25 protein-coding genes are annotated in these 20,852 nt (G+C 65.1%); 24 read left to right on the plus strand and 1 reads right to left on the minus strand.

Annotation, left to right across the window (positions count from 1 at the left end; all coding sequences use genetic code 11):
- The first annotated feature begins 121 nt into the window (after positions 1–121).
- The 7 genes from ACAX61_RS17190 to ACAX61_RS17220 all read left to right on the plus strand — a co-directional run bounded on the left by ACAX61_RS17190 (position 122) and on the right by ACAX61_RS17220 (position 5,886).
- Positions 122–2,218: a ParB/RepB/Spo0J family partition protein gene (locus tag ACAX61_RS17190; RefSeq protein ID WP_099234102.1), complete on the plus strand. Its 2,097-nt coding sequence runs from the start codon at positions 122–124 to the stop codon at positions 2,216–2,218.
- A 112-nt stretch (positions 2,219–2,330) separates the two neighbouring features.
- Positions 2,331–3,269 (plus strand): ArdC family protein, encoded by a 939-nt coding sequence (locus ACAX61_RS17195; RefSeq protein WP_063976893.1) that lies wholly within the window; start codon positions 2,331–2,333, stop codon positions 3,267–3,269.
- A gap of 15 nt (positions 3,270–3,284) precedes the next feature.
- On the plus strand, positions 3,285–3,773 hold the full coding sequence (locus ACAX61_RS17200; protein WP_063976894.1) for a hypothetical protein: 489 nt from the start codon (positions 3,285–3,287) through the stop codon (positions 3,771–3,773).
- 68 nt (positions 3,774–3,841) lie between these two features.
- Positions 3,842–4,486 (plus strand): hypothetical protein, encoded by a 645-nt coding sequence (locus ACAX61_RS17205; RefSeq protein WP_063976895.1) that lies wholly within the window; start codon positions 3,842–3,844, stop codon positions 4,484–4,486.
- A gap of 34 nt (positions 4,487–4,520) precedes the next feature.
- The gene (locus tag ACAX61_RS17210; protein WP_063976896.1) at positions 4,521–5,135 is read left to right on the plus strand and encodes a DUF6927 domain-containing protein; all 615 of its coding nucleotides are present in this window, start codon (positions 4,521–4,523) and stop codon (positions 5,133–5,135) included.
- A 32-nt stretch (positions 5,136–5,167) separates the two neighbouring features.
- Positions 5,168–5,374, plus strand: coding sequence for a hypothetical protein (locus ACAX61_RS17215; RefSeq protein WP_063976897.1), 207 nt, complete (start codon positions 5,168–5,170; stop codon positions 5,372–5,374).
- Complete coding sequence (locus ACAX61_RS17220) at positions 5,371–5,886, plus strand: thermonuclease family protein (RefSeq protein ID WP_063976898.1); 516 nt, start codon at positions 5,371–5,373, stop codon at positions 5,884–5,886. Before ACAX61_RS17215 ends, ACAX61_RS17220 begins: the two co-directional genes overlap by 4 nt.
- A 64-nt stretch (positions 5,887–5,950) precedes the next feature.
- Here ACAX61_RS17220 and ACAX61_RS17225 read toward each other — a convergent pair whose 3' ends face one another.
- Complete coding sequence (locus tag ACAX61_RS17225) at positions 5,951–6,475, minus strand: hypothetical protein (protein WP_063976899.1); 525 nt, start codon at positions 6,473–6,475, stop codon at positions 5,951–5,953.
- Positions 6,476–6,550: 75 nt separating this feature from the next.
- Between ACAX61_RS17225 and ACAX61_RS17230 the strand changes: the two genes are divergently transcribed.
- The 17 genes from ACAX61_RS17230 to ACAX61_RS17310 all read left to right on the plus strand — a co-directional run bounded on the left by ACAX61_RS17230 (position 6,551) and on the right by ACAX61_RS17310 (position 20,824).
- Positions 6,551–7,858: a DUF8535 domain-containing protein gene (locus ACAX61_RS17230; RefSeq protein WP_063976900.1), complete on the plus strand. Its 1,308-nt coding sequence runs from the start codon at positions 6,551–6,553 to the stop codon at positions 7,856–7,858.
- A gap of 104 nt (positions 7,859–7,962) precedes the next feature.
- Entirely contained in the window at positions 7,963–8,634 is a 672-nt protein-coding gene (locus ACAX61_RS17235; protein ID WP_063976901.1) for a DUF7007 domain-containing protein, read from the plus strand.
- A gap of 10 nt (positions 8,635–8,644) precedes the next feature.
- Positions 8,645–9,214: a hypothetical protein gene (locus ACAX61_RS17240; RefSeq protein WP_063976902.1), complete on the plus strand. Its 570-nt coding sequence runs from the start codon at positions 8,645–8,647 to the stop codon at positions 9,212–9,214.
- Positions 9,211–10,416 carry a helicase HerA domain-containing protein gene (locus ACAX61_RS17245; protein ID WP_063976903.1) on the plus strand — a complete coding sequence of 402 codons (1,206 nt, stop codon included), beginning with the start codon at positions 9,211–9,213 and terminating at the stop codon, positions 10,414–10,416. Before ACAX61_RS17240 ends, ACAX61_RS17245 begins: the two co-directional genes overlap by 4 nt.
- Positions 10,413–11,645 (plus strand): hypothetical protein, encoded by a 1,233-nt coding sequence (locus ACAX61_RS17250; RefSeq protein ID WP_063976904.1) that lies wholly within the window; start codon positions 10,413–10,415, stop codon positions 11,643–11,645. The genes ACAX61_RS17245 and ACAX61_RS17250 overlap by 4 nt, the downstream gene beginning before the upstream one ends.
- A gap of 275 nt (positions 11,646–11,920) precedes the next feature.
- The gene (locus ACAX61_RS17255; protein ID WP_063976905.1) at positions 11,921–13,609 is read left to right on the plus strand and encodes an ATP-binding protein; all 1,689 of its coding nucleotides are present in this window, start codon (positions 11,921–11,923) and stop codon (positions 13,607–13,609) included.
- Position 13,610: 1 nt separating this feature from the next.
- Entirely contained in the window at positions 13,611–13,805 is a 195-nt protein-coding gene (locus tag ACAX61_RS17260) for a hypothetical protein (RefSeq protein WP_063976906.1), read from the plus strand.
- Entirely contained in the window at positions 13,802–14,746 is a 945-nt protein-coding gene (locus ACAX61_RS17265) for a hypothetical protein (protein ID WP_279606825.1), read from the plus strand. The genes ACAX61_RS17260 and ACAX61_RS17265 overlap by 4 nt, the downstream gene beginning before the upstream one ends.
- A 42-nt stretch (positions 14,747–14,788) precedes the next feature.
- Entirely contained in the window at positions 14,789–15,148 is a 360-nt protein-coding gene (locus ACAX61_RS17270) for a DUF3768 domain-containing protein (protein ID WP_069336073.1), read from the plus strand.
- Positions 15,145–16,173, plus strand: coding sequence for a deazapurine DNA modification protein DpdA family protein (locus ACAX61_RS17275; protein WP_069336074.1), 1,029 nt, complete (start codon positions 15,145–15,147; stop codon positions 16,171–16,173). Before ACAX61_RS17270 ends, ACAX61_RS17275 begins: the two co-directional genes overlap by 4 nt.
- A 27-nt stretch (positions 16,174–16,200) precedes the next feature.
- Complete coding sequence (locus ACAX61_RS17280; RefSeq protein ID WP_234792002.1) at positions 16,201–17,085, plus strand: Mom family adenine methylcarbamoylation protein; 885 nt, start codon at positions 16,201–16,203, stop codon at positions 17,083–17,085.
- A gap of 19 nt (positions 17,086–17,104) precedes the next feature.
- Positions 17,105–17,419: a hypothetical protein gene (locus ACAX61_RS17285; RefSeq protein ID WP_069336075.1), complete on the plus strand. Its 315-nt coding sequence runs from the start codon at positions 17,105–17,107 to the stop codon at positions 17,417–17,419.
- Between the two features lie 63 nt (positions 17,420–17,482).
- Positions 17,483–17,992 (plus strand): hypothetical protein, encoded by a 510-nt coding sequence (locus ACAX61_RS17290; RefSeq protein ID WP_069336076.1) that lies wholly within the window; start codon positions 17,483–17,485, stop codon positions 17,990–17,992.
- Between the two features lie 36 nt (positions 17,993–18,028).
- Positions 18,029–18,733: a hypothetical protein gene (locus ACAX61_RS17295; RefSeq protein WP_370715955.1), complete on the plus strand. Its 705-nt coding sequence runs from the start codon at positions 18,029–18,031 to the stop codon at positions 18,731–18,733.
- Between the two features lie 69 nt (positions 18,734–18,802).
- The gene (locus ACAX61_RS17300; protein ID WP_318276739.1) at positions 18,803–19,861 is read left to right on the plus strand and encodes a phosphoadenosine phosphosulfate reductase domain-containing protein; all 1,059 of its coding nucleotides are present in this window, start codon (positions 18,803–18,805) and stop codon (positions 19,859–19,861) included.
- 21 nt (positions 19,862–19,882) lie between these two features.
- Positions 19,883–20,437: a hypothetical protein gene (locus ACAX61_RS17305; RefSeq protein WP_037444031.1), complete on the plus strand. Its 555-nt coding sequence runs from the start codon at positions 19,883–19,885 to the stop codon at positions 20,435–20,437.
- A 102-nt stretch (positions 20,438–20,539) separates the two neighbouring features.
- On the plus strand, positions 20,540–20,824 hold the full coding sequence (locus ACAX61_RS17310) for a DEAD/DEAH box helicase family protein (protein WP_037444033.1): 285 nt from the start codon (positions 20,540–20,542) through the stop codon (positions 20,822–20,824).
- The last annotated feature ends 28 nt before the right edge of the window (positions 20,825–20,852 follow it).

The following is a 20,852-nucleotide window of genomic DNA, read 5'->3' on the forward strand; positions in this document are numbered from 1 at the left end:
GCCATGACCCCCGTGGCTAACCCCCGCGAAGCGCGGGACGGGAAGGGGAGGAGGATCGGGGAGGGTGTCCGGTGTGGGGAAAGACGCGCGCCGGACACCATCATGCTCATGGAGACCCCAAATGACCCAGACCGTCAAACTCGCCAAGCTCAAGCGCTCCGACAAGAATGTCCGCACGACCCCGCCGAAGAACATCGAGGCGATGGCGGCGAGCATCCGCGCCCGCGGCATCATGCAGAATCTGCTCGTCACCGCTGCCCGCCCCAAGGGCATGTTCGAGATCATTGCCGGCGATCGACGCTATCTCGGCGCGATGATGCTGGCGGAAGCCGGCGAGATCGATGCGGCCCAATATGATGTGCCGGTCAAGGTGATCAGCGGCGACGAAGCCGACCTGCGCGAAGTTTCGCTCACCGAGAATTTCCAGCGCGAGGCAATGACCCCTGCCGAGGAATGCGTTGCCTTCCAGCATTTTCTCAAAGCCGATGGCGACATCGAGGCGGTTGCACGCCGCTTCGGGCAGACCCGCCGCTTCATCGAAGGGCGGCTGCGTCTCGCCAATCTCGCGCCCCCGATCTTCGAGGCGCTTTCCGAAGGACGGATATCGCTCGACCTCGCCAAGGCCTATGGCTCGACCGAGGATGTCGCCAAGCAGGAACGCGTCTTCCAGCAATACGGCCACAGCTCCTACGTCAATGCCGACAGCATCCGAAGGGCCATCGCCAACGATAGCATGAAAGCGACCGACCCGGTTGCCGTGCTTGTCGGCGCCGATGCCTATGTCGCGGCGGGCGGACGCATCGAGCGTGAACTCTTCAGCGAGGACGGGGATCGGTGGACCGATCCGGAACTGGCTCAGACCCTGGCTGCCGCGATCATGGAGGCGGAAGCCAAACGCCTCGGCGAGAATCTGGGCGTCGCATGGGTCCGCCCCGTTGCGACCACCAGTCTCTACGGCATCACCTCCGACCTTCACCGTGTCGTGCTCCCGCCCGCACCGATGACGCAGGAAGAGGCCGAACGGTCCGATGCCATCGTCGAGCGATGCGAAGTGCTCGAGGAGGAAATGTCCGACGAGAGCCTCGAACCCGACGCCTACGGCAAGCTCGAGGAAGAGTATGACGCGCTGCGCGAGGAATATGAGGCGCTCAACTCCAAGGCACCCGAACTCACCGACGAGATCAAGGGGCAGGTCGGGGTGTTCCTGACGCTCGGCCGTGACGGCAAGATGGTGCTCGACACCACCTACTACAGCGAGGCGCCTGTCCGCCTCCCCGGCGACGATCGTCCGGTCCCCTCTTCGCCGTCCTCGCGCGAAACCGCCCCTTTGCCGCCCGAAGCGGTCGCACCGGGGGGCAAGGCGCTCAGCGCCCGTCTGCACGATGAACTGGCCGTTCAGCGCCGCGATATTCTCGCTGCCTCGATCCTTGGCGATCCGGCGCTCGCGCTCGATTACATGCTCTTCGCGCTCGCCGACCCGACGCATTTTACCCGATATGGCACCACACTGCGGGCAAACCATCCGCAGGACCCCCAGATGCCCAAGGATCAGCCTGCGACCCAGGCCCAGCAGGCGATCGCCGATGCGCGCGAAGGGCTCGACACCAGTTGGACGCAGGCCTCAGATCCAGTCACCCGGTTCGAAGGGTTCCGCGCGCTCGACGACGACGCCAAGGCCGCATGGCTTGCCATCGTCGTCGCGTCCTCGCTCGAGGCCAAGGACGATTATAACTCGGTCAAGACCAACCCGCTCCATGCCCGCCTCGCGAGCATCCTCGAGATCGAACCGGCCAAATGGTGGCGGCCGACTTCGGCAAACTTCTTCGATCGCGTGTCCAAGGGAACCCTTCTCGCGCTGTTGACCCAGGTCGGCGGTGCCCCGCTCGCGGCTCGCTACATGGGGTCGAAGAAGGGCGAGATCTCTTCGAGCTGCGAGAAGCTGTTCGCCGGCGAAGCAATCACCGAGGCGGAGACCAAAGACGCCGCGCTGGCCTGGGTGCCCGATGCCATGCGCTACGACATCGCCTCCGCGCTGGTGGACGAAAGCGACTTCGACGAGGGCGATCTCGACGACGAGGCATTCGATGAGGGCGAGGGTATCGAGACAGAGGATGCCGATGACGCCGAGAGCGACCATGTCGATACGCAGGACGCAGTCCTGCCGGACGACGGCACTGCCTCCGACGAGACCGATCCCACGCTGATCGCTGCCGAATAACCCCCGCCCATCGTCTCCTGGGCTTTCCCTGCGGCGCGTCCCGATACCGGGGCGCGCCGCTTTCTTTTTATCCGCGGCCCGAAGCGACAGGCCGCGACGCGAGGACATCGCCATGACCTTTACACGCAAACCCGCAGGACCGCGCCGCGACGTCGCGGCCGAGATCACAAGCCTTATCATCGCCAAGCTGGAAGCGGGGGTTCTCCCCTGGTCCAGACCCTGGGGCCTGACCGGAGCAGGGGGCCGTCCGCTCCGCCATTGCGGCACACCCTATACCGGCATCAACGCTCTCTATCTCTGGGCGATCGGCGACGCACAGGGCTATGCGGGCCGCAACTGGATGACCTATCGCCAGGCCACCGAACTGGGCGGGCAGGTCCGGCGCGGCGAGCGCGGCGCCCACAGCGTCTATTATTCGAGCTTCTCGAAGACCGATACCGATCGGATGACCGGCGAAGCGGCCACGAAGAATATCCGTTTCCTGCGGTCCTATACCGTTTTTAACGTCGATCAGATCGACGGCCTCCCGGCCTATTATTATCCTGTCGCAGCAGCGCCCGAACCGCGGGTCGAAAGCGTGCATCGCGCCGCGATCGACGCGTTCTTCGGAGCCTTGCCCGGCACTGTGCGACATGGCGGAGACCAAGCCTATTACTCGCCGATCGGCGACTATATCCAGATGCCGATGCGCGGCGCGTTCAAGTCGGACGATCATTATGCCAGCACCCTGGCGCACGAATATGTGCATTATTCAGGGGCACCGCAGCGGCTCGCGCGCGAGTTCGGCAAACGCTTCGGCGACAACGCCTATGCGTTCGAGGAACTGGTCGCCTGCATCGGGCAATGTCTGGTGTGCGCCGATCTCGATCTTCCCGGTGAGCTCCACGACAATCACGCCAGCTACATCGACAACTGGCTGCGCATTCTGAAAGGCGATGCGAGCGCGATCATCAAGGCCGCGGCGAAAGCCGAGCAGGCCGTGGCCTGGCTCAGGGAGGCAGCCGCAGCCCAAGCCGCCCAACCCCACACATCGCAAGCCCTTGCGGCATGACACGGAGAGCCCGCCATGCACATCGAACTGCGCAAATTGCAGCTCGTCGCTTCCCTCTCGCACGAGACCGCCTGCTACAGCGCGGAAATCTGGATCGATGGCAACAAAGCCTTCCTCGCCTCGAACCGTGGCTCGGGCGGCGCGGACGACTTCCATCCTACAGGGACCGTCACCGAGGACGCCGTCAACGCATGGCTCGCCGCCAACAGGCCAGCCTCGCGGCTCGGCGACAGCGTCCTTCCCCACTGTCTCGAGTTCGAGGTCGCGGCGCTCATCACCCGCGCGACCGAAACGAAAAGGCTGCGCGCGCAATGTCGCACGAAACTGGTGACGATCGAAGACGGCCAGGTGTTCACCTATGCCCTCAAGGGCCGGGCGCTGGACGATGTTCGCGCCCGCGTCCTTGCGGCAAGGCCGACGGCGCGCATCGTCAACGGCGACGAAACGGCTCTCGCTGTCGCGATCGACACGCTGATCGCGGTCGACGATCGCGATAGCGCCTGAGACCCGGAGACAGGGAGGGAAGGGGGATGGCGGGGAGTCGAGCGCATAGGGCGCTCGAGGAGACCGCCATGTCCTACGATGTCGCCTTTCGTCACCAGCAGGCACTCGACCCCAGTGCGCTCGCCACGATCACCGCCGCCCTTCACGCGATCACGACCGCGATCGACGATTGCCGCAATGCCGGCAAGAATGCCGAAACCGATCCGGCAGTGATCCTCCTTGCCCGGCATCTGGGCACGATCGCCGGCGCGGGCAGCGATGAAAGCCTGTTGCGGCGTCGCTGCATCGATACCATCGCCGAATTACGACGCTTCCCGGCCTTGCTCACGCTCGCGGTGCGCGGCGTCGCCCATGACGCAGCTGCAAAGGATCGCTTCCACGCCGACGGTCGCAAGGCCATGCGGCGTCTCGCCGATGCGCTCGGTCTCGAAGACGGGCGCTACCGCATCCACTCGAACCGCAGCCACCCCTCGCAATCGGGCGAAATCACGCTTCATGGCGAGGAGGTCCACGTCCAGCTGTCACTGGGCGCACCGGGTCCCGACAGCGAGGTCATTTATCGCCGTGTCGATGGTCTTCACGATTGCATCGGCGACGTTCGCCGCTTCGCGTCGATCCGCGACCTCCTGGCACCCGAACGGTTCGCGGCCCGCCTGCGCCGGGAATTGCGTCTCTCGGCCCCCCGCACAGATCCGGTCGGCCTGTTCGCCTGACCTTCATGCCACCGCATTTCGAAAGGACGCCGCCATGGGCTGGCTCAGCATGCCCCTGTCATCCATGTATCCCCACCAAACCCCCAAGGCCTATCTTGAGGCACAGTTCACCTACGACCGGCGCGATGCCGACGGGAAAGGCAAGGGGCTGCGCGTCATTGCCTCCTCGTGTCTTCGCAACAAGGTCTGGTACGCGGCCGCGGTGCCTTCGACCGATGGCATCGATGAACCCGCTTTCGCCATCGTTTGCCTCGTTACCTGGAACCCGCGGGCGAAGGACGGGTATGTGTTCGCCTTCAAGGATATGACCGAACATATGGGGCCATGCGAGGCGGAATGCCCCGAGCGCATCCTCGCGCTGCTGGGCGATACCGACGATCCCGGTGCGCTGCACTGGCGCCGGCGCTGCCTCGAACGTCTCGCTCGCCCCACCCGGCAACTCGAACACGGCATGCACATCCGCCTGCCGAACCCTGTGCGCTTCACCGACGGCTATGAGGGCGACGAGTTCATCGTCCACAAGCGCGGCCGCAAGATCGCGTTGGCAAAACCGGGATCTGGCTATCCTTCCTACCGCATCGGCGGCCTGCGAGACCTCCCCTGGACGCTCGTGCCGCAAACCCGCGTCCACAAGACGGTGTTCGGTTGATCGACGCCGCCGCCCCAGTCAGGATGACCCCCATGTCCGCCCAAACTCCCACCTCCATCAGTCCCAAGCGTTGGCGACTGTGCAGCCGCGCCAACGCACAGGCGGTCGCTGCCCGCATGTTCGACGCGGGCGCGCGCCATGTGTCGATCGTGCGTACCGCCGAACCCCTCCAGCCCTTTTGCGTCGTGCCCTTCATCGTCGATGGGCCGAACGTCGAAGTCGAACTGCGCTACGCATGAGGAGCGCGCTTCCTTTTCTGCTCGCGGCCCTTGCCGCCTGCGGCGCGGTCTCGCCACCGCCCGACGACAGCCCGATCAGCGGGAAGGGCAGGGCGATCGACGGCGACACCGTCTCGATCGACTTTCGCCTGTCGGGTGCCGACGCCTTCGAGCGCAAGCAAATGTGCTCGACAAAGGGTTCCTGCTACCCATGCGGAAAGCTGGCGCAGGATTTGGCATCCCGGATACTCAAAAGCGGCACCGCCACCGTCACGCCCACCGGCGCCAACAGCTATGGCCGACCGGTCGCGATCGTCACCGTCGATGGACAGGATCTGGGCGAAAGGATGATCCGGGAAGGCCTGGCGGTGCCGGCGACCCAGTATCTGCGCAGCGATCCCGAGCGCGCATCGGCCTATCTCGCCGCAGCCCTCGAAGCGAAGACCCAGGGGCGTGGCGCCTACGCCGGAGAATATATCGACCCGGCACGCTGGCGGCATGGGGAACGGCTTGCCTGCGAAGGACGTTACTGACCCATTCCCTCCCTGAGGCAGCGGTCCGGCATCCCCCCATGCCGGACCGCTGTTTTATTTGCCGTCAGTAGGTGAGCCGGGGACCCGGCCCATCGTCGTCCGCCACATAGTCGGGACCCGGATCGTGCGACCATGATGCACCGATCCTGAAGGCAGGATCGAACCGCCCCACCGGCCCGTCGGGTTCGGACGCCACATACGGATTGACCAGAGGCTTAACGGCCGCCTTGTCGCGATAAAGCCTCGCTGCGAGCCTCCCCCGCGCCTCGAGCAGCTTCTCCAGCCACACCAGGTCATCCAGCATGGTGACGACGCCTTTGCCGGCGACGCAATAATAGAGGCAACGCTGGAAATCGTCACACGGGGTTTCGAGGATCGTGGTCAGCTTTCCCTTGCCCGCCTCCTGGCCCTCATGAATCCATTCGAGCGATTCGCGCAGTTCCCGCGCCGACAGATAGGCATCTTCGGGATCGCTGCCGATGCAGGCTCCTGCCAGCATCCTGCGCGTAACGCGAATATCGAGATCCACCGACAATTCGATGAGCACCGTGTCGAGATCGAACGCACCGATAAAATCCGCTTGCTGCATGGCGAACTCCTTCCGTCATTGAACGTAACGTGAACAAAGGTGACCTTGCAAGCTTTATGGAGTATCCTCACCGCCATGTGGCTTGTTCCGCGCGATACCAGGGGCCTTGCCTCCCGTTCCCCCGTCCCGGACGTGGTCCGCGAGGCGCTGGTGCGCTGGTACACCGGCGAGGGCGAGGACGCCGATCACCGCGCTTCGGTCATCATGGTGGTCAAGGCGCGCGACCATCACCAATGGATCGCCTGCGACTGCCTGGGAGAGGGGGCCGATCCCCCGCTGCTTTCACCGGCCTATCTCTCCGAAGCGGAAACCTATTATCTGCGCCGCCTGACCAGCATTCGCCAGCGACGCCCCGAACATCATGTCGATTGCCCCTTCTTCCGCGAACAGGCGCCGCCGCGTATCCGCGAACGGGCGACTGCCACGCCGCGATCGATCAACGAGCCTGACGGGCTCTTCTCCGCGCACCGCCTCGCCCCCGAAAAGCTGGCACAGCTCCCCGCCGATACCGAGCCCGACGATCGCACCCGCGGCGTCGCCATCCCACGGCTTGCCCGGCTGCTGTGGCTTCTCATGGAAATGGCGCACGTCAACGTCGTCGATCCGCTCGAGGTCGGGGAACCCAGGACGACATCGATGGCGAGCGAATTTGCCGCGTTGCGCCACGCCGCCGAGCGCGTTCAGATCGCACCGGGCATCCCGCTCGCGCGCCATCTCTACACCCACATCGATCCCTATGAGCGCGGCATCGTCTTCGCCAAACTTCGCGAGGCGGCTCGGAAATGGCCGAGCGAACATGCGCCGCAGGCGTTTCTGCTTCTCTACGCGACCGACGTCACCGGCTCGACCATCACCCTTGCAGAGGGCCGGGAACTCACGGTCAAGAACCGCATCCGGCATATCGGCGTCAATCAGCGCCGGATGGGACCGCCCTATCTGGTTCTGGCAGTCGTCGGTGAACATAATCCGCGCGAGGGCTATGCCGCGCTCCGCGCCTACGCCCAGCCTATCGCCCGACCCGCAAACTTTATTGCGGTGCATAATCTTGCAGAGCGCAAGACGATCGTCGGGCTGCTCGACCTTCAATATCGCTTCCGCCGCCGCGGCATCGGTGTCGGGTTCAAACGCCTCCTGTTCGATATCGCGACACGCGCGGGCGATCTGCGTCCCGATCTGCTTCTCGACCTGCGGGACTTCACCACCGGCGAGGTCATCGAATCCGCCCTCGAAATCGTGACCGGCGAGGATGCTGACACGCTCGGGCTGAAGCTGCGCCAGGTCGAGAAGCTGCGCGAGATCGCGCCTGTCGTCACCATCCACGCTGAGGATCTCGAAGGCGATGCGCTGGAAGCGGCCATTCTCGATCAGCTACGGATCGGATGAAACTGACTACATGACTTAACCCGTTATTCGAAAACTGCGCCCCGGGACGATCGAAGCCGAAGGAGAGAGGGAGAAACTGTCCGATCCACAAAGGGAGACGACAGATGACCCGATTTCAACCGAGCCTGCGGCCCGCAACCACGCCATGGGATATCCCCGACCGGGCCGAGCAGGTCTTGCCCGGCATCTGGCGGGTCTGGACGCCGAGCTATGGCGGCTACGTCCTTTCCGACGAGCGTCAAGCCGCAATGCCCGACGCCCTGCGACGCGACGATCCCTTCTACGAGGAGGATGTCGATTATGCGCTGGTTCTCTACGGCTTCGCCGACGAATTCCGCCGCCTGCCGATCCCCGGCATCGCTCTTCAGGTCGAGAATGCCCGCCGATCGGTGCGATGCTGGCATCCCGATCGCTGGAAAGACCTGACCGGCGAGGAGGTTTCGATCCACGACAGCCATGTCGTGCGACGGCGCGCCGCCTATCAGGCGATCATCGGCCAATATGAGAGCGTCTCGGCCTCGGGCTCCTGGGCCGACTGGGTGCCCGACGGCAAGGTCGGTTGCGTTTTCCGCCGCGTCGTGAGCGTCGATGCCCTGGGTTTTGCCCGCCACGAAGGCGAGCCCATCTACGGACTTGTCGACAAGGACCGCTACGAGCGCCGGCAGATGCCGGAGACCTTCGACAGCCTCGAAGCGATCCGCGTCGAAAGCACGGCACCGATCAGCAAGCAGGTGCCGGCCAGCGCGCTTGCCTCCCTCCTTCCCACCGCATCGTGAGGCACGAGCCATGAGCGTCTATCTCTATCTCTTTCACGGTCGCGACAACGCCGACCGGGACATGCAGGCATGGGGCAGCGAAGGGCCGGCCATCGGCCCCCTCAGCTATGTTCACACCACCTACGGGAGCGACGTAAAGATCTGCGCTCCCCGCGACGTCCTGGAAAAGTTTTTCCCGGATACGGACATTCATTTCCATGACGGATTTGGCCAACATGCCATCCAGATCGAGGGCGACTGCCTGCCCTATGGCGGCAAATTCTACGGCGACTGGTCAGTCTGCACCCAGGATCGCCTCCGTCCCCCGACAAAGGCGGTCAAGCCTGTCTGCGACCATTGCGGCAGCGACAATGTGACGAAGGACGCGGTCGCCGTCTGGGATGTCGAGACCCAGGCATGGGTGCTGCTGAGCACTTACGATTCCACGACCTGCCAGCAATGCGAACGGGAAAGCGACGACATGCTGGACTGGAAGAGCATGGACGGCGCGCCTGCGCCCGATCCCGACGCCATTGCCGCCCCGCCCGCCAACGATCCGGCACTGCCTGACGCCGATGTCGCCCCAAAGGACCGGACATGACCTCGCCCGCTTCCATTTCCGTCGCCGAGGCCGCGGCCAATCGCGTACCGCTCGGCCGCCACTCCACCGGATCGCTCGAACTCGATCTCGATCGCCTCCTTGCCGGACGGCTGCTGATCCAGGGCAGCTCGGGTGCCGGGAAGAGCCGGACGCTGCGTCGTATCATCGAGGAAGCATTCGATTACACGACCGTCGCCATCGTCGATCCCGAAGGGGAATTCGAAAATCTCGCACGGCATATCGGCGCGACCACGATCCGCGCGGTCGAATTGACCGCCGATGGCCTGACCGCCGCTGCCGCCCGAAGCCGCCGGCACCGTCTCTCCGTTCATGTCGATCTCACCGACCTCGACCCCGACCAGCGGATCATCAAGGCTGCCGCCTTCTTCGCGGGGCTTGTCGGCGCGCCGCGTGAGGACTGGGCACATACTGTTCTTGTGTGCATCGACGAGGGGCATCTTCTCGCGCCCCATGTCGCAGGATCGGCGCGCGATGCCGAAGCCCGGCGGCTCGGGGTCGCGACCCTCACCGACCTTGCAGCCAGAGGACGCAAACGCGGTCTGGCAACCGTTATCGCCACCCAGCGGCTCGCCAAGCTATCGACATCGGTCGTGTCGGAACTTCAGAACTTCCTTGTCGGGCTGAATGTGTTCGACCGCGACATCGCGCGCGCGGCCGATCTCCTGGGCTTTGCGCCACGCGACGCAGACCTGTTGCGTAACCTTGCCCCCGGCGACTTCTTCGCGCTCGGGCCTGCACTGTCGGCGACGCCTGTCCTGGCACATATCGATCCGACCATTACCCAGCATGTGGGCAGGACACCGGAACTTCGCGCGGCAGCGGCGATCGAGGCCGATGAGGCAGCGCGGCTGCTGGATCTTGCCGGCCTTGCCGAGGTCGCCGATCATGGTCCTGGCATAACACTCAAGGGCACGCGCGCGCTCGACGCGTTCCTCCTCGATCCCTCCGCGACCGATGCCGCTGCCATAATGGACGCGCTCAAGCGCATTTCGCCCAACGCCAGCACGGCATGCGATCTGGCGCGGCACCTGTCCCTCGACGCCGATCGAACGGATCGCGCACTCAATCTCCTCTCGGCAATCGCGGCGATCGATACCATGCCAAGGGGCGATGACCGGATCGCCCGCCTCCATGCCAGGCTGCGCGCGCGGCTGAGCGATGTCGCTGTGGTGTCGCTATGACCGATCTTGCCCCCACCGTCGTCGAACTGGTCGCCTGTCCGGTGCGCCCCGAGCCCGAGGGCCGCCTGCCCGAAATGCCCTTCCGGCAAAATGCCTGGACCCCGCAGGAAGTCGCCACGCTCGAGACCGGCTTTCGCGCCGATATCCCGCTGGCCGAGATCGCCGCCGCCCTGGGGCGGGGTCTTGCCGGCGTTCGCGACAAGGTCGCAACGCTTGGCCTTCGCCGCCATTCCCAGCGTCCCTGGACGCCCGACGAGGATAACTGGCTCTCGCGCCACTATGGCTCACGCGCGACCGCGGACGTTGCCGCCGATCTCGGTCGCGCATGCAGCGCCGTCTATGCGCGGGCCGGGGTCCTGGGGCTCACCGAAGGCAACCCCCCACGCTGGACATCGTGGGAGGATGCCCAGTTGCGCGCTGGATATGCCGCCGCCGTCCCCATCGCCCAGATCGCGATCCTTATCGGCCGCCCGCTGTCAGGGACCGCGAGCCGTGCCAACAGTCTTGGCCTTCGCCATCCGGCAAAGCCCCCCGACTGGACCGAGGCCGAGGCCATGCTCACGCTGTCGCTGGCAGAAGAGGGGCATCGCTACGGCCACATCGCATCCCTGCTGGTCGAAGCAGGCTATTGCGAACGCAGCAAGATCGCAATCAAGGCGATCCTGCAACGCCTCGGCTACGGGCGGGGCTGGGGACGTTCATGGACACCCGAAGAGGACGCCCTCCTCACGCTTGCCTATCGGGAGGGCAAAAGCCTCACACCCCTCCTGACGCGTCTCGGGCGGACCCGTTACTCGATCCGCTGGCGCAGCGAATATCTTGGACTTCGCGGCACCCATGCAATGCGGGACGGCTTTCGCGGCGGTCCGGTCTGGTCCGACGACGATATCGCCACCCTGCGCGCGCTCTATGGCAAGATTCCAATGACCGAACTGGCGACGCGCATGGGGCGGACCAAGGCGTCGCTGTTCACGCGCGCCAATAACCTCGGCCTGGTTCATGGATATCAGAAGCCCTGGACGGACGACGAACGCCATGCGCTGAAGCGCGCCTACAACAATGGCGTCGCCTTTGCCGATGTCGTCACGGCACTGGGCCGGAACCATGCCGCCGTCCACAAATATGCTCAGAAGATGGGACTGCTGTTCGGCCGTCGACCGCGCTGCACGCCCCCACCGACACTCGACCAGATCCTTGCCATGGAAGATATCGCCGGAGACAAGCCATGAAGCCGCTCAGATCCCTGACAGACATCGCGACAGGCGAACCGATAGACCGCGATACCCGCCGCGCACGGCTTCTCGCCGCGCGCAGGGCTCCTGTCTGCGGTATCGTGCGCAAAGGCATTCTTGGGGGTCACTGGGACGGCGGCACCGTGGTCGGGGCTTTTCGAGGCGGGCGCGGGACATTCCTGCAAGAGCAGACGCTCCCCGGCGATCAGGAGAGGGGAGAGGGAACGAGCGGGGAGGCGTGAAGAAGCGCGCCAGCCACGAGGAGCGTCCCCATGATCCCAGCCACCATCGCAACCGCCGTCGCACCCGAGACCATCTCCAAGGTGACGCGGCTGTTCAACAACACCGCCTTCGACGTCATCAACGAACTGTTCCAGAATGCCCGCCGTGCCGGTGCGCAGTGCGTATCGGTGTCGATCCAGACATCGGGCGCCGACACTTTCCTCCATGTCGTCGACGACGGTCACGGCATTGCCGACCCCGCCTCGATCGTGACACTGGGTCGATCGGGATGGTCCGACGAGACCCGCCGCGCCGAAGATCCCGCCGGGATGGGCGTCTTCAGCCTCGCCGGGCGGAATGTCATTATTCGTTCCTACTCGCGGCCCGATCGCCAGGGCTGGATGGCGCACATCCCGGCCACTGCCTGGGAAACGAGCCGCCCGATCGCGATCACGTCCGATCCTATCGCCTGCGGGACCGCCATCACCGTCTGCGTGCCGGGCGAGTGGGTCCGCACCCTGCGCGACGACATTACGCGCGCCGCGAAACATTATCCGGTTGCCGTGCTCCTCGATGGAGAGGCCCTTCCCTACGAAGACTGGCTCGCCGACGCCGATCATGTCGAGGAATGGAACGGCACCCGGATCGGTGTCTTCCGGAAAAATCCCTCCCACTATTCCTCGCGCGATCACCGCCTCAACTTCCACGGCGTCACCATTCCCTGCGCCCTGCCTTTCGTCCAGGAGGTCGATCGCGGCGGGCACTGGATCGCCAAGGTCGACATTTTCGATGCGCCGCAGATCCAGCTCGTGCTTCCCGCACGCAAGGAAGTGGTCGAGAACGCCGCCATCGCCGACCTGCGGCACGCCGTCCACGTCGCCATCTTCCGGGCGATCGCCGCGCAGGACAGGCACCGGCTCTCGTTTCACGACTGGCGCGCCGCAAGAGACATGGGTGTTACTCTCCCCGAAGCGGCACCGTATCTCTTTACCTGGTCCGCGCCCGCGGCCGACAGCAGCCGCAATTACGAAACGGGCATGCGCGAAACCGATCCCGCCATGGTCCTGATGCCCGACTTCGACGCGCTGGTCGCCCAACCGGTGCAATCTGCGGTCGCGGCGCAAAACCCCTTCGGCGGACCGCTGGTCGAAGCCCAGGACGCCTTCACCGGCTATGGCTGGTACGACCGTCTCTCGCGCGTCGAGGACGTTGTCTTCCGCGTCACGCAGGGCGACCGCACCTTCACGATCTCCGACAGCAAGGAAGCGCCGATCGAAGCCGAGGACGGATTTGTCGAGGCAATCACGCTTTTAGCGACGATCGGTCAAGCCGGCGTCCTCGCCACCGTGGAATGCGCAGCCGATGTCGCGTTCGCGCCAGACCAGTTCTCCTGCAACTCTGTCGAGGAAACCCGCATCTTCGTTCGCCGCGGCACCGCCATGACCGCGCAGGACGTTGCCGATCTGTTTGAAAATGCCATTTTCTACGCCAGCGAAGACAGCGACGCGGACAGCTACGAGACCCAGCAGGAGCGATTTCGCGCCGACGCGGCCGAACGCATCATCGGTCTGCTCGAAGGCGACGACGCGGCGCTCGAAAACAGTATCCGCGCGCGGCTTTTCAACCATCGTCACCTTCTTCCCGAGGACCGCACCGTCACCATCGTCATGAGCCGCAACCGGCTCGACATCGCCATCGCGCCCCGCGCATCCGGGACGTCTGATCCCGAGGTCGCCTGAAATGGCGCGCTACAATCACGCGTTCACGATCGCGTTCAGCACTGTGTCGAGCGACGCCAAGGGCGAGGATCTCGACCCCGACGCACTCAAGGCGGCCCTGCAAGCGCGCATCGCCGAACTCGATCGCGAAGGCACCTGGATCGAGGCGGTCGGTCCCCCATTCGACAGCTATCTCGAGCCGGAGGAATCGTCATGACAATGCCCATCCCGGGGCCTCCGGTGGTCCTCGCTTACGGCATCGGCGTGGACAGCACTGCGCTGCTTCTCGAGCTGCATGCCCGCGGGGCAACTCCCGACCTCGTGCTGACAGCCGACACCGGGAACGAGAAACCGGAAACATACGCCTATCTCGACGTCATCGGCCCCTGGATGCGCGACCGGGGCATCCGGCACGAGATCGTCTCGTACACGCCAAAACGGTTCAAGCACTGGCCGCCCTATTACGGCATCCTGGAAATGTGCCTGACCAACGCGACGCTGCCGAGCAAATCGCTCGGCGGCTCCAGTTGCAGCCTCAAATACAAGAAAGCGCCGCAGGACGCGTTCCTCAAGACCTGGCAACCGGCGATCGAGGCATGGAGCAGGGGTCAGCGGGTCATACGCCTCATCGGCTACGATGCCGGACCCCGCGACACTGCGCGCGCCAATCATGCGCTCTCGATCGACGATCCCCTCTATCGGTGCGATTACCCCCTGCGCCGCTGGAACTGGGATCGGGCAGACTGCACCGCCCGCATCGTCGCCGAAGGCCTGCCCGTGCCCCCCAAGTCGGCCTGCTGGTTGTGCATCGCCAACCGGCCCGAGGAAATCCGAGCGCTCCCCGCATGGTGCCTGCGCCTCATCGTTCTGGTCGAGGCGCGCGCCGCGCCACGACTGCATACCGTCGAGGGCCTGTGGCGCAGAACGACCCGGGCGCGGCCCGGCTCGATGACGCTCTTCATTCGGAACGAGCAGCTGCTTCCGCCGGATGAAATCGACCGCATCGTGCGCGACGCGCCGACAGACCTCATCCGGTTCCAGGACGTTGCGGGCCAGATACCCATCGGCGAGCGACCGACGATGACCGACTGGCTCGATCGCTTCCATGCCGCTTTCCCACAACGAGGCCGCGGACCCGCGCACGCGATCGCCGCCTGACCGCATTTCGCAAAACCAACCCTGCAAACGGAAGGATCGATCATGATCTGCGCCGCCACCGATACGCGCATCGACACCATAGGCCGCCTCAACGACCGTTGCCGCCAAGGCCTCGATCGCACCGCCCGCATCGTCGTCACCCGCACCTGCCTCGGCGCTCTTGCCGGCGATACGCCTGCATCCGAGGCGATCGCGCAGGCCCATCTCCTCCAGGCCCTGCGCCGCTGCACGTTCGACCCCCGCGACAAGGAGCGCAATCGCGGCGAGTTTACCGTTGGCGACGTCCGCGTCTTCTTCTCGATCGACTATTATGACGAACACCTCGAATATGGTTCGCAGGACCCCGCCGACGCGCGCATCACGCGCCGCGTGCTGACGCTCATGCTGCGGGAGGATCTGTGACGATCGAAATCGTCCTTGGCCTCCCCCATCTGGCGAACGGCCCGCTTCTGGCGCGCGCTGCCGCGCTGTGCGCGCCCGTTCTGATCTCAGCCAATTGCCTGTCGCGCTGGCGCAAGGCCGATGGTTGGCGGCAATGGTCCGGATGGCGAACCGGGACCCTCGCCAATGCGAGAGACCTCGCAAGTCTCGACCTCGATTCCGCAGGCTACACCATGATGGTGCGCTACCGCGGCCTGCCATGGTCGATCGCCGATTATATGACCCTGGCCGCATCCTATCCCTTTCGGCGCATATCGTCGGTCGATTACTGCTGCGAGCACGAAGTCGCCCATGACCGGGAAGAGGTTCTCGACCGCGTCGCGCGCACTGCCGCGACCAACCGCGAATGCTTCGCACGCGCCGGCGATCTCGGCATCCGCCAACGGTTCATGCCGGTGATCCAGGGCCGCGAGCCCGACGATTATGCCCGATCGCTCGATTCCATCGACGCGATCGTCCTTCCCGGCTCGGTCATCGGTATCGGCAGCATGTGCCGTCGGCCGACCCACGGACCTCAGGGACTGATCGCCGTCGTCGAGCGGCTCACCCATATCCTGCCCATCGGGACGAAGGCACATCTCTTCGGGGTCAAGGGCGACGCTCTGCCTTATCTTGCGCCCTTCGCACGCTGGATTGCCTCGATCGACAGCCAGGGATGGGGCATCGCGGCTCGAAGGCATGCCCTGCGGCATCGCATCTCCAAGACGGACCGGCTTGCAGCCGACTTCATGGACCGCTGGTATCGAACCCAATGCGCGCGCCTGCTCGAACCCCCGCGCTTCTTGACCGAGGCCGCAGACATCCCGGTCCGGCCCCCGCCGCTCGATCCCTGGGAACAAGCCATCGCGCAGGCGCGGGCGGAAATCCGCGACCTTATAGAAACCGGCGAGCTCGACCATGACGCGATAACAGATGCCTGGGTCGAGGGCTGGGCCGCCGACATCTGGCACAGCCGGCGGCCCGAGACGCCGCGCTACGTTGCCTGACACGCTCCAGGGCCCAAGGACGATCCCATGCTCACCACCCGTTCACAACGCTGGCGCGACCGGCGCAGCCTCTTCGTCTCGAACGACACGGTGATCGAGCCGTCGCGCTATGCCGTCGATGTCGTCAGCCACGAGATCGCCAGGGCGTTCCTCGCCGATCATCATTACCTGCCACGCTATCCCGCCGCCCAGCTGGCGTGCGGCCTGTTCGGCCCGGGCGCCGCGGGGCGTTCCTCGCTCGTGGGTCTGATCGTCTTCGGCGTACCCGCGAGCAACGCGGTGATTTGCCGGCACACCGGCTATGCCGATGCTGCACGCGGCTGCGTCCTTCAGCGTCTCCTGTGCCTGCCCAGTGTCGCAGCCAACGGCGAGAGCTTCTTTACAGCCCGTGCCTTCAGGTTGTTGCGCCAGGCCAAACCTGCCATCGATGCCGTCGTCAGCTTTTCCGACCCTGCCTTCGGTCATTGCGGCGTCGTCTATGCCGCTCTCTCCGGGGCCTATCGGGGCACAACGAGGCCGAGGACTGTCCTGCGCCTCGCGGGGCAAACGATATCCGGGCGCGCCCTCTCCAAAATCCGCTCACTCGATTCAGGACATGGCGGCGCAATCGCCCACCTTGTGGATCTTGGCGCGCCTGCGCCCATGTCCGGCGAACATCCCGCCGACTGGCTCACCCGCCTGACCAACCGCGGCATCCTCACGCGCGATCGGCAAAGCCCGCTATTTACCTATTGCTTCGAGTTGACCCGTGACGCGCGCCGAACAGGCCAGGACCTGCCTCGACTTGCCTATCCACGCCGAAGCGACGTCATTCGCGATCGCCTGTCCCAAGGCGTGAACGGCACGACACAGGATCGGTTTTCGTCACCCGGCATTCTGCGGCGTGAGGCGGAAACATTCGTCAGGAATTGACCTTCCAAGGAGACGCGACATGAGCCGTCACGATTTTACCGGCATCGAACCCGATATCAGCGTCAGCATCGGTTGGGACCGGCCATTGAACAGTTTCTTCGTTCAGGTTCTACGACGGCATCCCCATCTCGATGGCGAGGATGACACGATTGTCTGGCACGGGACGGAACCTGGCGAGCTGAAATCGGCTTCCGACGCCATCGCGATCGCGTCACGCTGGGCGCGGCTTCCTGCCGACCTTGGCCGCATTCTCGAAACCGACCGGCTGAAAACGCTCGGCGCAAAGGATGGACCGGCGCAGATCGCGATGAAGCGGCGCCTCTTTGGCGACTGAGCCTCCGGGCAGAAGGTGAGGGGGATGGGCGCGATCGATCAATAGCGATCGACGGAGAACCCCATGCCCCATGTCATCGACCTCGGTGCCGGTCCCACCAACGAGGATTGCGCGCAGCTTGGCCAATCGCCCGACTTCGACGCGCTCAACCGCCTCGAAATCGCAACCTACAAATGCGCGCTGATCGCGCGCTACGGCGCGCCGCCTCCCGGCTGCCGTCTCGCTGCCCTGTCAAACGCCCACGATTTCGGCCGCTACGTCACGCTCGTCCTGCACATCGACGACGAGACCGACGAGGCCGTCTGTGCCTATGCCGAACAGGTCGAGGAGGGCCTTGGCACCTGGCTCGAAGCCGGCTTCAGCGCGCCTGTCATCCATGACGGCGAAACCCCCCGGATCGTGCATCCCGATTCCACCGCCGCGGTCGTGAGCGCCCTGCTCATCACTCGCCCGCGTCCCGACGGGCGCTTCCCGGTCCCCGATTTCGAGACCCTCCACACCAACCTTGCAGGCGCCTTCCCGGACGAGGCCGCGGCCGCACGCGCGCGTCTGTCCGACGTCGAAAGCGCCTGACCGCGCCTGTTCCCAACCCGGACGGAGATCAGCATCATGGCGAACACTTACACCAAAGCCGCCTTCACCATCCTCATGAGCCATGCCGACGCCATGCTCCTTCGCGTCGCCGAGCAAGCCTGCGGGATTCTCGACACAGGCGGCGAGGACGAGGATCTTGCGCGGCAATATGACGCCCTCGATCCGGCATTTCGGGCTGTCTTCCCCCCCGAAGGCGCCTCGAAGTTCGGAACCTTCCTCGCGATCTTTCCCGATCCTGGCTTCCCCTGTCTCGACTGCGCCATCGACATCCGGTCGAACGACGCCAACGACGCACAAGTCACGTTCAGCGGCGAACAGTTCGGCGTCGAACAGGTCGCCAACCTGCTCCTGGCAGCATGCAAATCCGCGCTTCCCTGCGGCTTTGCCTGGGTGTCGGACTGCGACCGGCTTCGTCCCGGCGAATTTGCCGGAGGGTGTGTCGTCGTCACAGGGGACGGCGTCCGCTTCCATTCGACCCAGACGATCCTCGAGCGCGCACTGCACCGCATCGAAGCGGGGGCAGACAGTGGCGTCGATGGCGTCGTGCTCGCCGTTCGCGATCCCTCGAGCGGCGATATCGGCTTCTGGAACGATGTGACCCAAAGTCTCGGATTGCTCTGCCACGCGAGCGTCTATCATCCCTCGCGCGCCGCATCCTGGGAAAACGTGCCATTCGAAGAATTCGACTGGATGGCACTTCCGCAAAACCTCGCGGCCTGATCGGCCATGCTCGACACCGATACATCGCATCGCATATCCGGTCTGCCCGCGATCGCACTGCCTCCCGCCATGCTCGAGGCCATCGCAGCAGGCGCATGGGTCGTGTTCAACCTTTCGGGCGGCAAGGACAGCTCGGCCGCGATGTTCACGGTCAACCCGCTGCTCGACGCACTCGGTCACCCCCGTGAACGTCGCCTTGCCCTCCATGCCGATCTCGGCCGCGCCGAATGGGACGAGACCCCGGCGACGGTTGAGGATCTTGCCGCTCTGGCAGGTCTGCCCCTCACGATCGTCCGCCGCGCTGCGGGTGATCTGTTCGATCGCTGGGCCAAGCGCTTTGCCAACGGCAAGGCGCGCTACGAGGCGCTCGAAACCTACAATCTGATAGGCCCCTGGTCTTCCTCGGCGCTTCGGTTCTGCACATCCGAGATGAAAGCCCATGTCATCGGGCCGCACCTCGCACGAACCCTCCGCGGCGCGACCATCGTAAATGTCCTGGGTCTTCGGCGCGACGAAAGTCCCGCTCGCGCTCGCACGCCCGAATGGAAACCCGATCCTCGCTACGCGCCGGCGGGCAATCCCCACGGCACCCGCATGATGCTGTGGAACCCGCTGACGCACTGGACGACGCCGCAAGTGCTGGCTGCCCACGCCACGCTGCATATCCCGCTCCACATCGCCTATACCTGCCATGGCAGTTCGCGCCTTTCCTGCCGCTTCTGCGTTCTCCAGTCGCTCGCCGACGCCAGAGCGTCAGCATCGGCGCCGGCCAATCGCGACGCGCTTCTGCATCTGGTCGATCTCGAAGCGAGTTCGACCTTTTCCTTTCAGCCTGGCCGGTGGCTCGCGGACACAGATCCGCGCCTGCTACCCGACGATCTCGCGCGACGGATCGGCACGGCCAAGGCCGACGCCGCCGAGCGTCGCCGCCTCGAAGCCGCGATGCCGCCCGAACTGCGCTACGTCAGGGGCTGGCCGCCCCGCATTCCGACCCATGACGAGGCCGCGATCATCGCGGCGTCACGGGCACCGATCCTGGCGCGCCACGATCTCTCCAACCTTTACCCGACCGCAAACGCCGTTCGCGCGCGCTTTGCCGACCTCATCGACGTCAAGCGCGCCGCCTGACCCCAGCAAGGACCGCTTCCCATGGCCGATATTACCGATCTCCCCGTCATGAGCCGGGCCGATGCCCTCGCCATCGGCTTTGCCGGGTTCAACGATGTCCCGCACAAGGCGATCGACGTCCCCGACGGGGCGTTCACCATCACCGCAAGAACAAGCGAGGGTCGCCGCGTCACCTTCTGCTTTCTCGAAAAGACTTACGGCGGACCGCCCCGGTTCATCGACATCCAGTTCCACGACCGCGGCACCCATATTCCCAACGCCGACGGCGGGGTCTCGCCGACGTTCAACGCCTTTGCGATAACCCGCGGCGGACGCTTCGTCGCCGATAGCCGCTCTCTCGACGAGGCCCGCAAGCCAACGATCCTGGTCCTCTCGCTCGACAAGGCCGGGGAAGAAGCTGCGCACCCGACACGGCCCGATGGCGGCAGGAAGGATCGCGACCTTGCCGACCTGCTCGACCGCGCCGCAGCGGTCATCGCCGATCCCGACAGCGAGATCCGCTCGGACCGCAACGATCTGGTTGACAGTCTCCATGCCGAGGCTGCGATACGTCGCCAACGGACCGATGCGTCATGACCGTCCCCACGACGGCACCATCGGACGCCTGACCGAAGGAAGAGGGAAGCGAGGGACTTGGATCGGGGATGAATTCCAGCCCCGGCAACAACGGAGTCCCCCATGCGCAGCATCCTTGCCTTCTACGAGATCGATCGCGCCTATGGCGGCCCTGAAGAGGGCGGTTGGTTCTACGATACCGGCACTTTCGTCCGCGCGATCGCGCTCCATTTCGACGAACGGACCGCGATCGACGCGATGCACCGCGCCAACCGCCTTCTCGCACGCCTCCAGCGCCATCGCACGCCGGTCAGCTCGGTCACCTATAGCGGCGGACGCTATCGGGCCTTCGTTTTTTCCGGACTGCCGCCCGCGCGCTTTCCCGCCGAGCGCCCCCGCTACGCCTGATCCCTCCCAGCTCGAAAGGAACAGCGCC

It is taken from the genome of Sphingomonas sp. IW22, from assembly GCF_041321155.1.
Lineage (GTDB): Bacteria > Pseudomonadota > Alphaproteobacteria > Sphingomonadales > Sphingomonadaceae > Sphingomonas.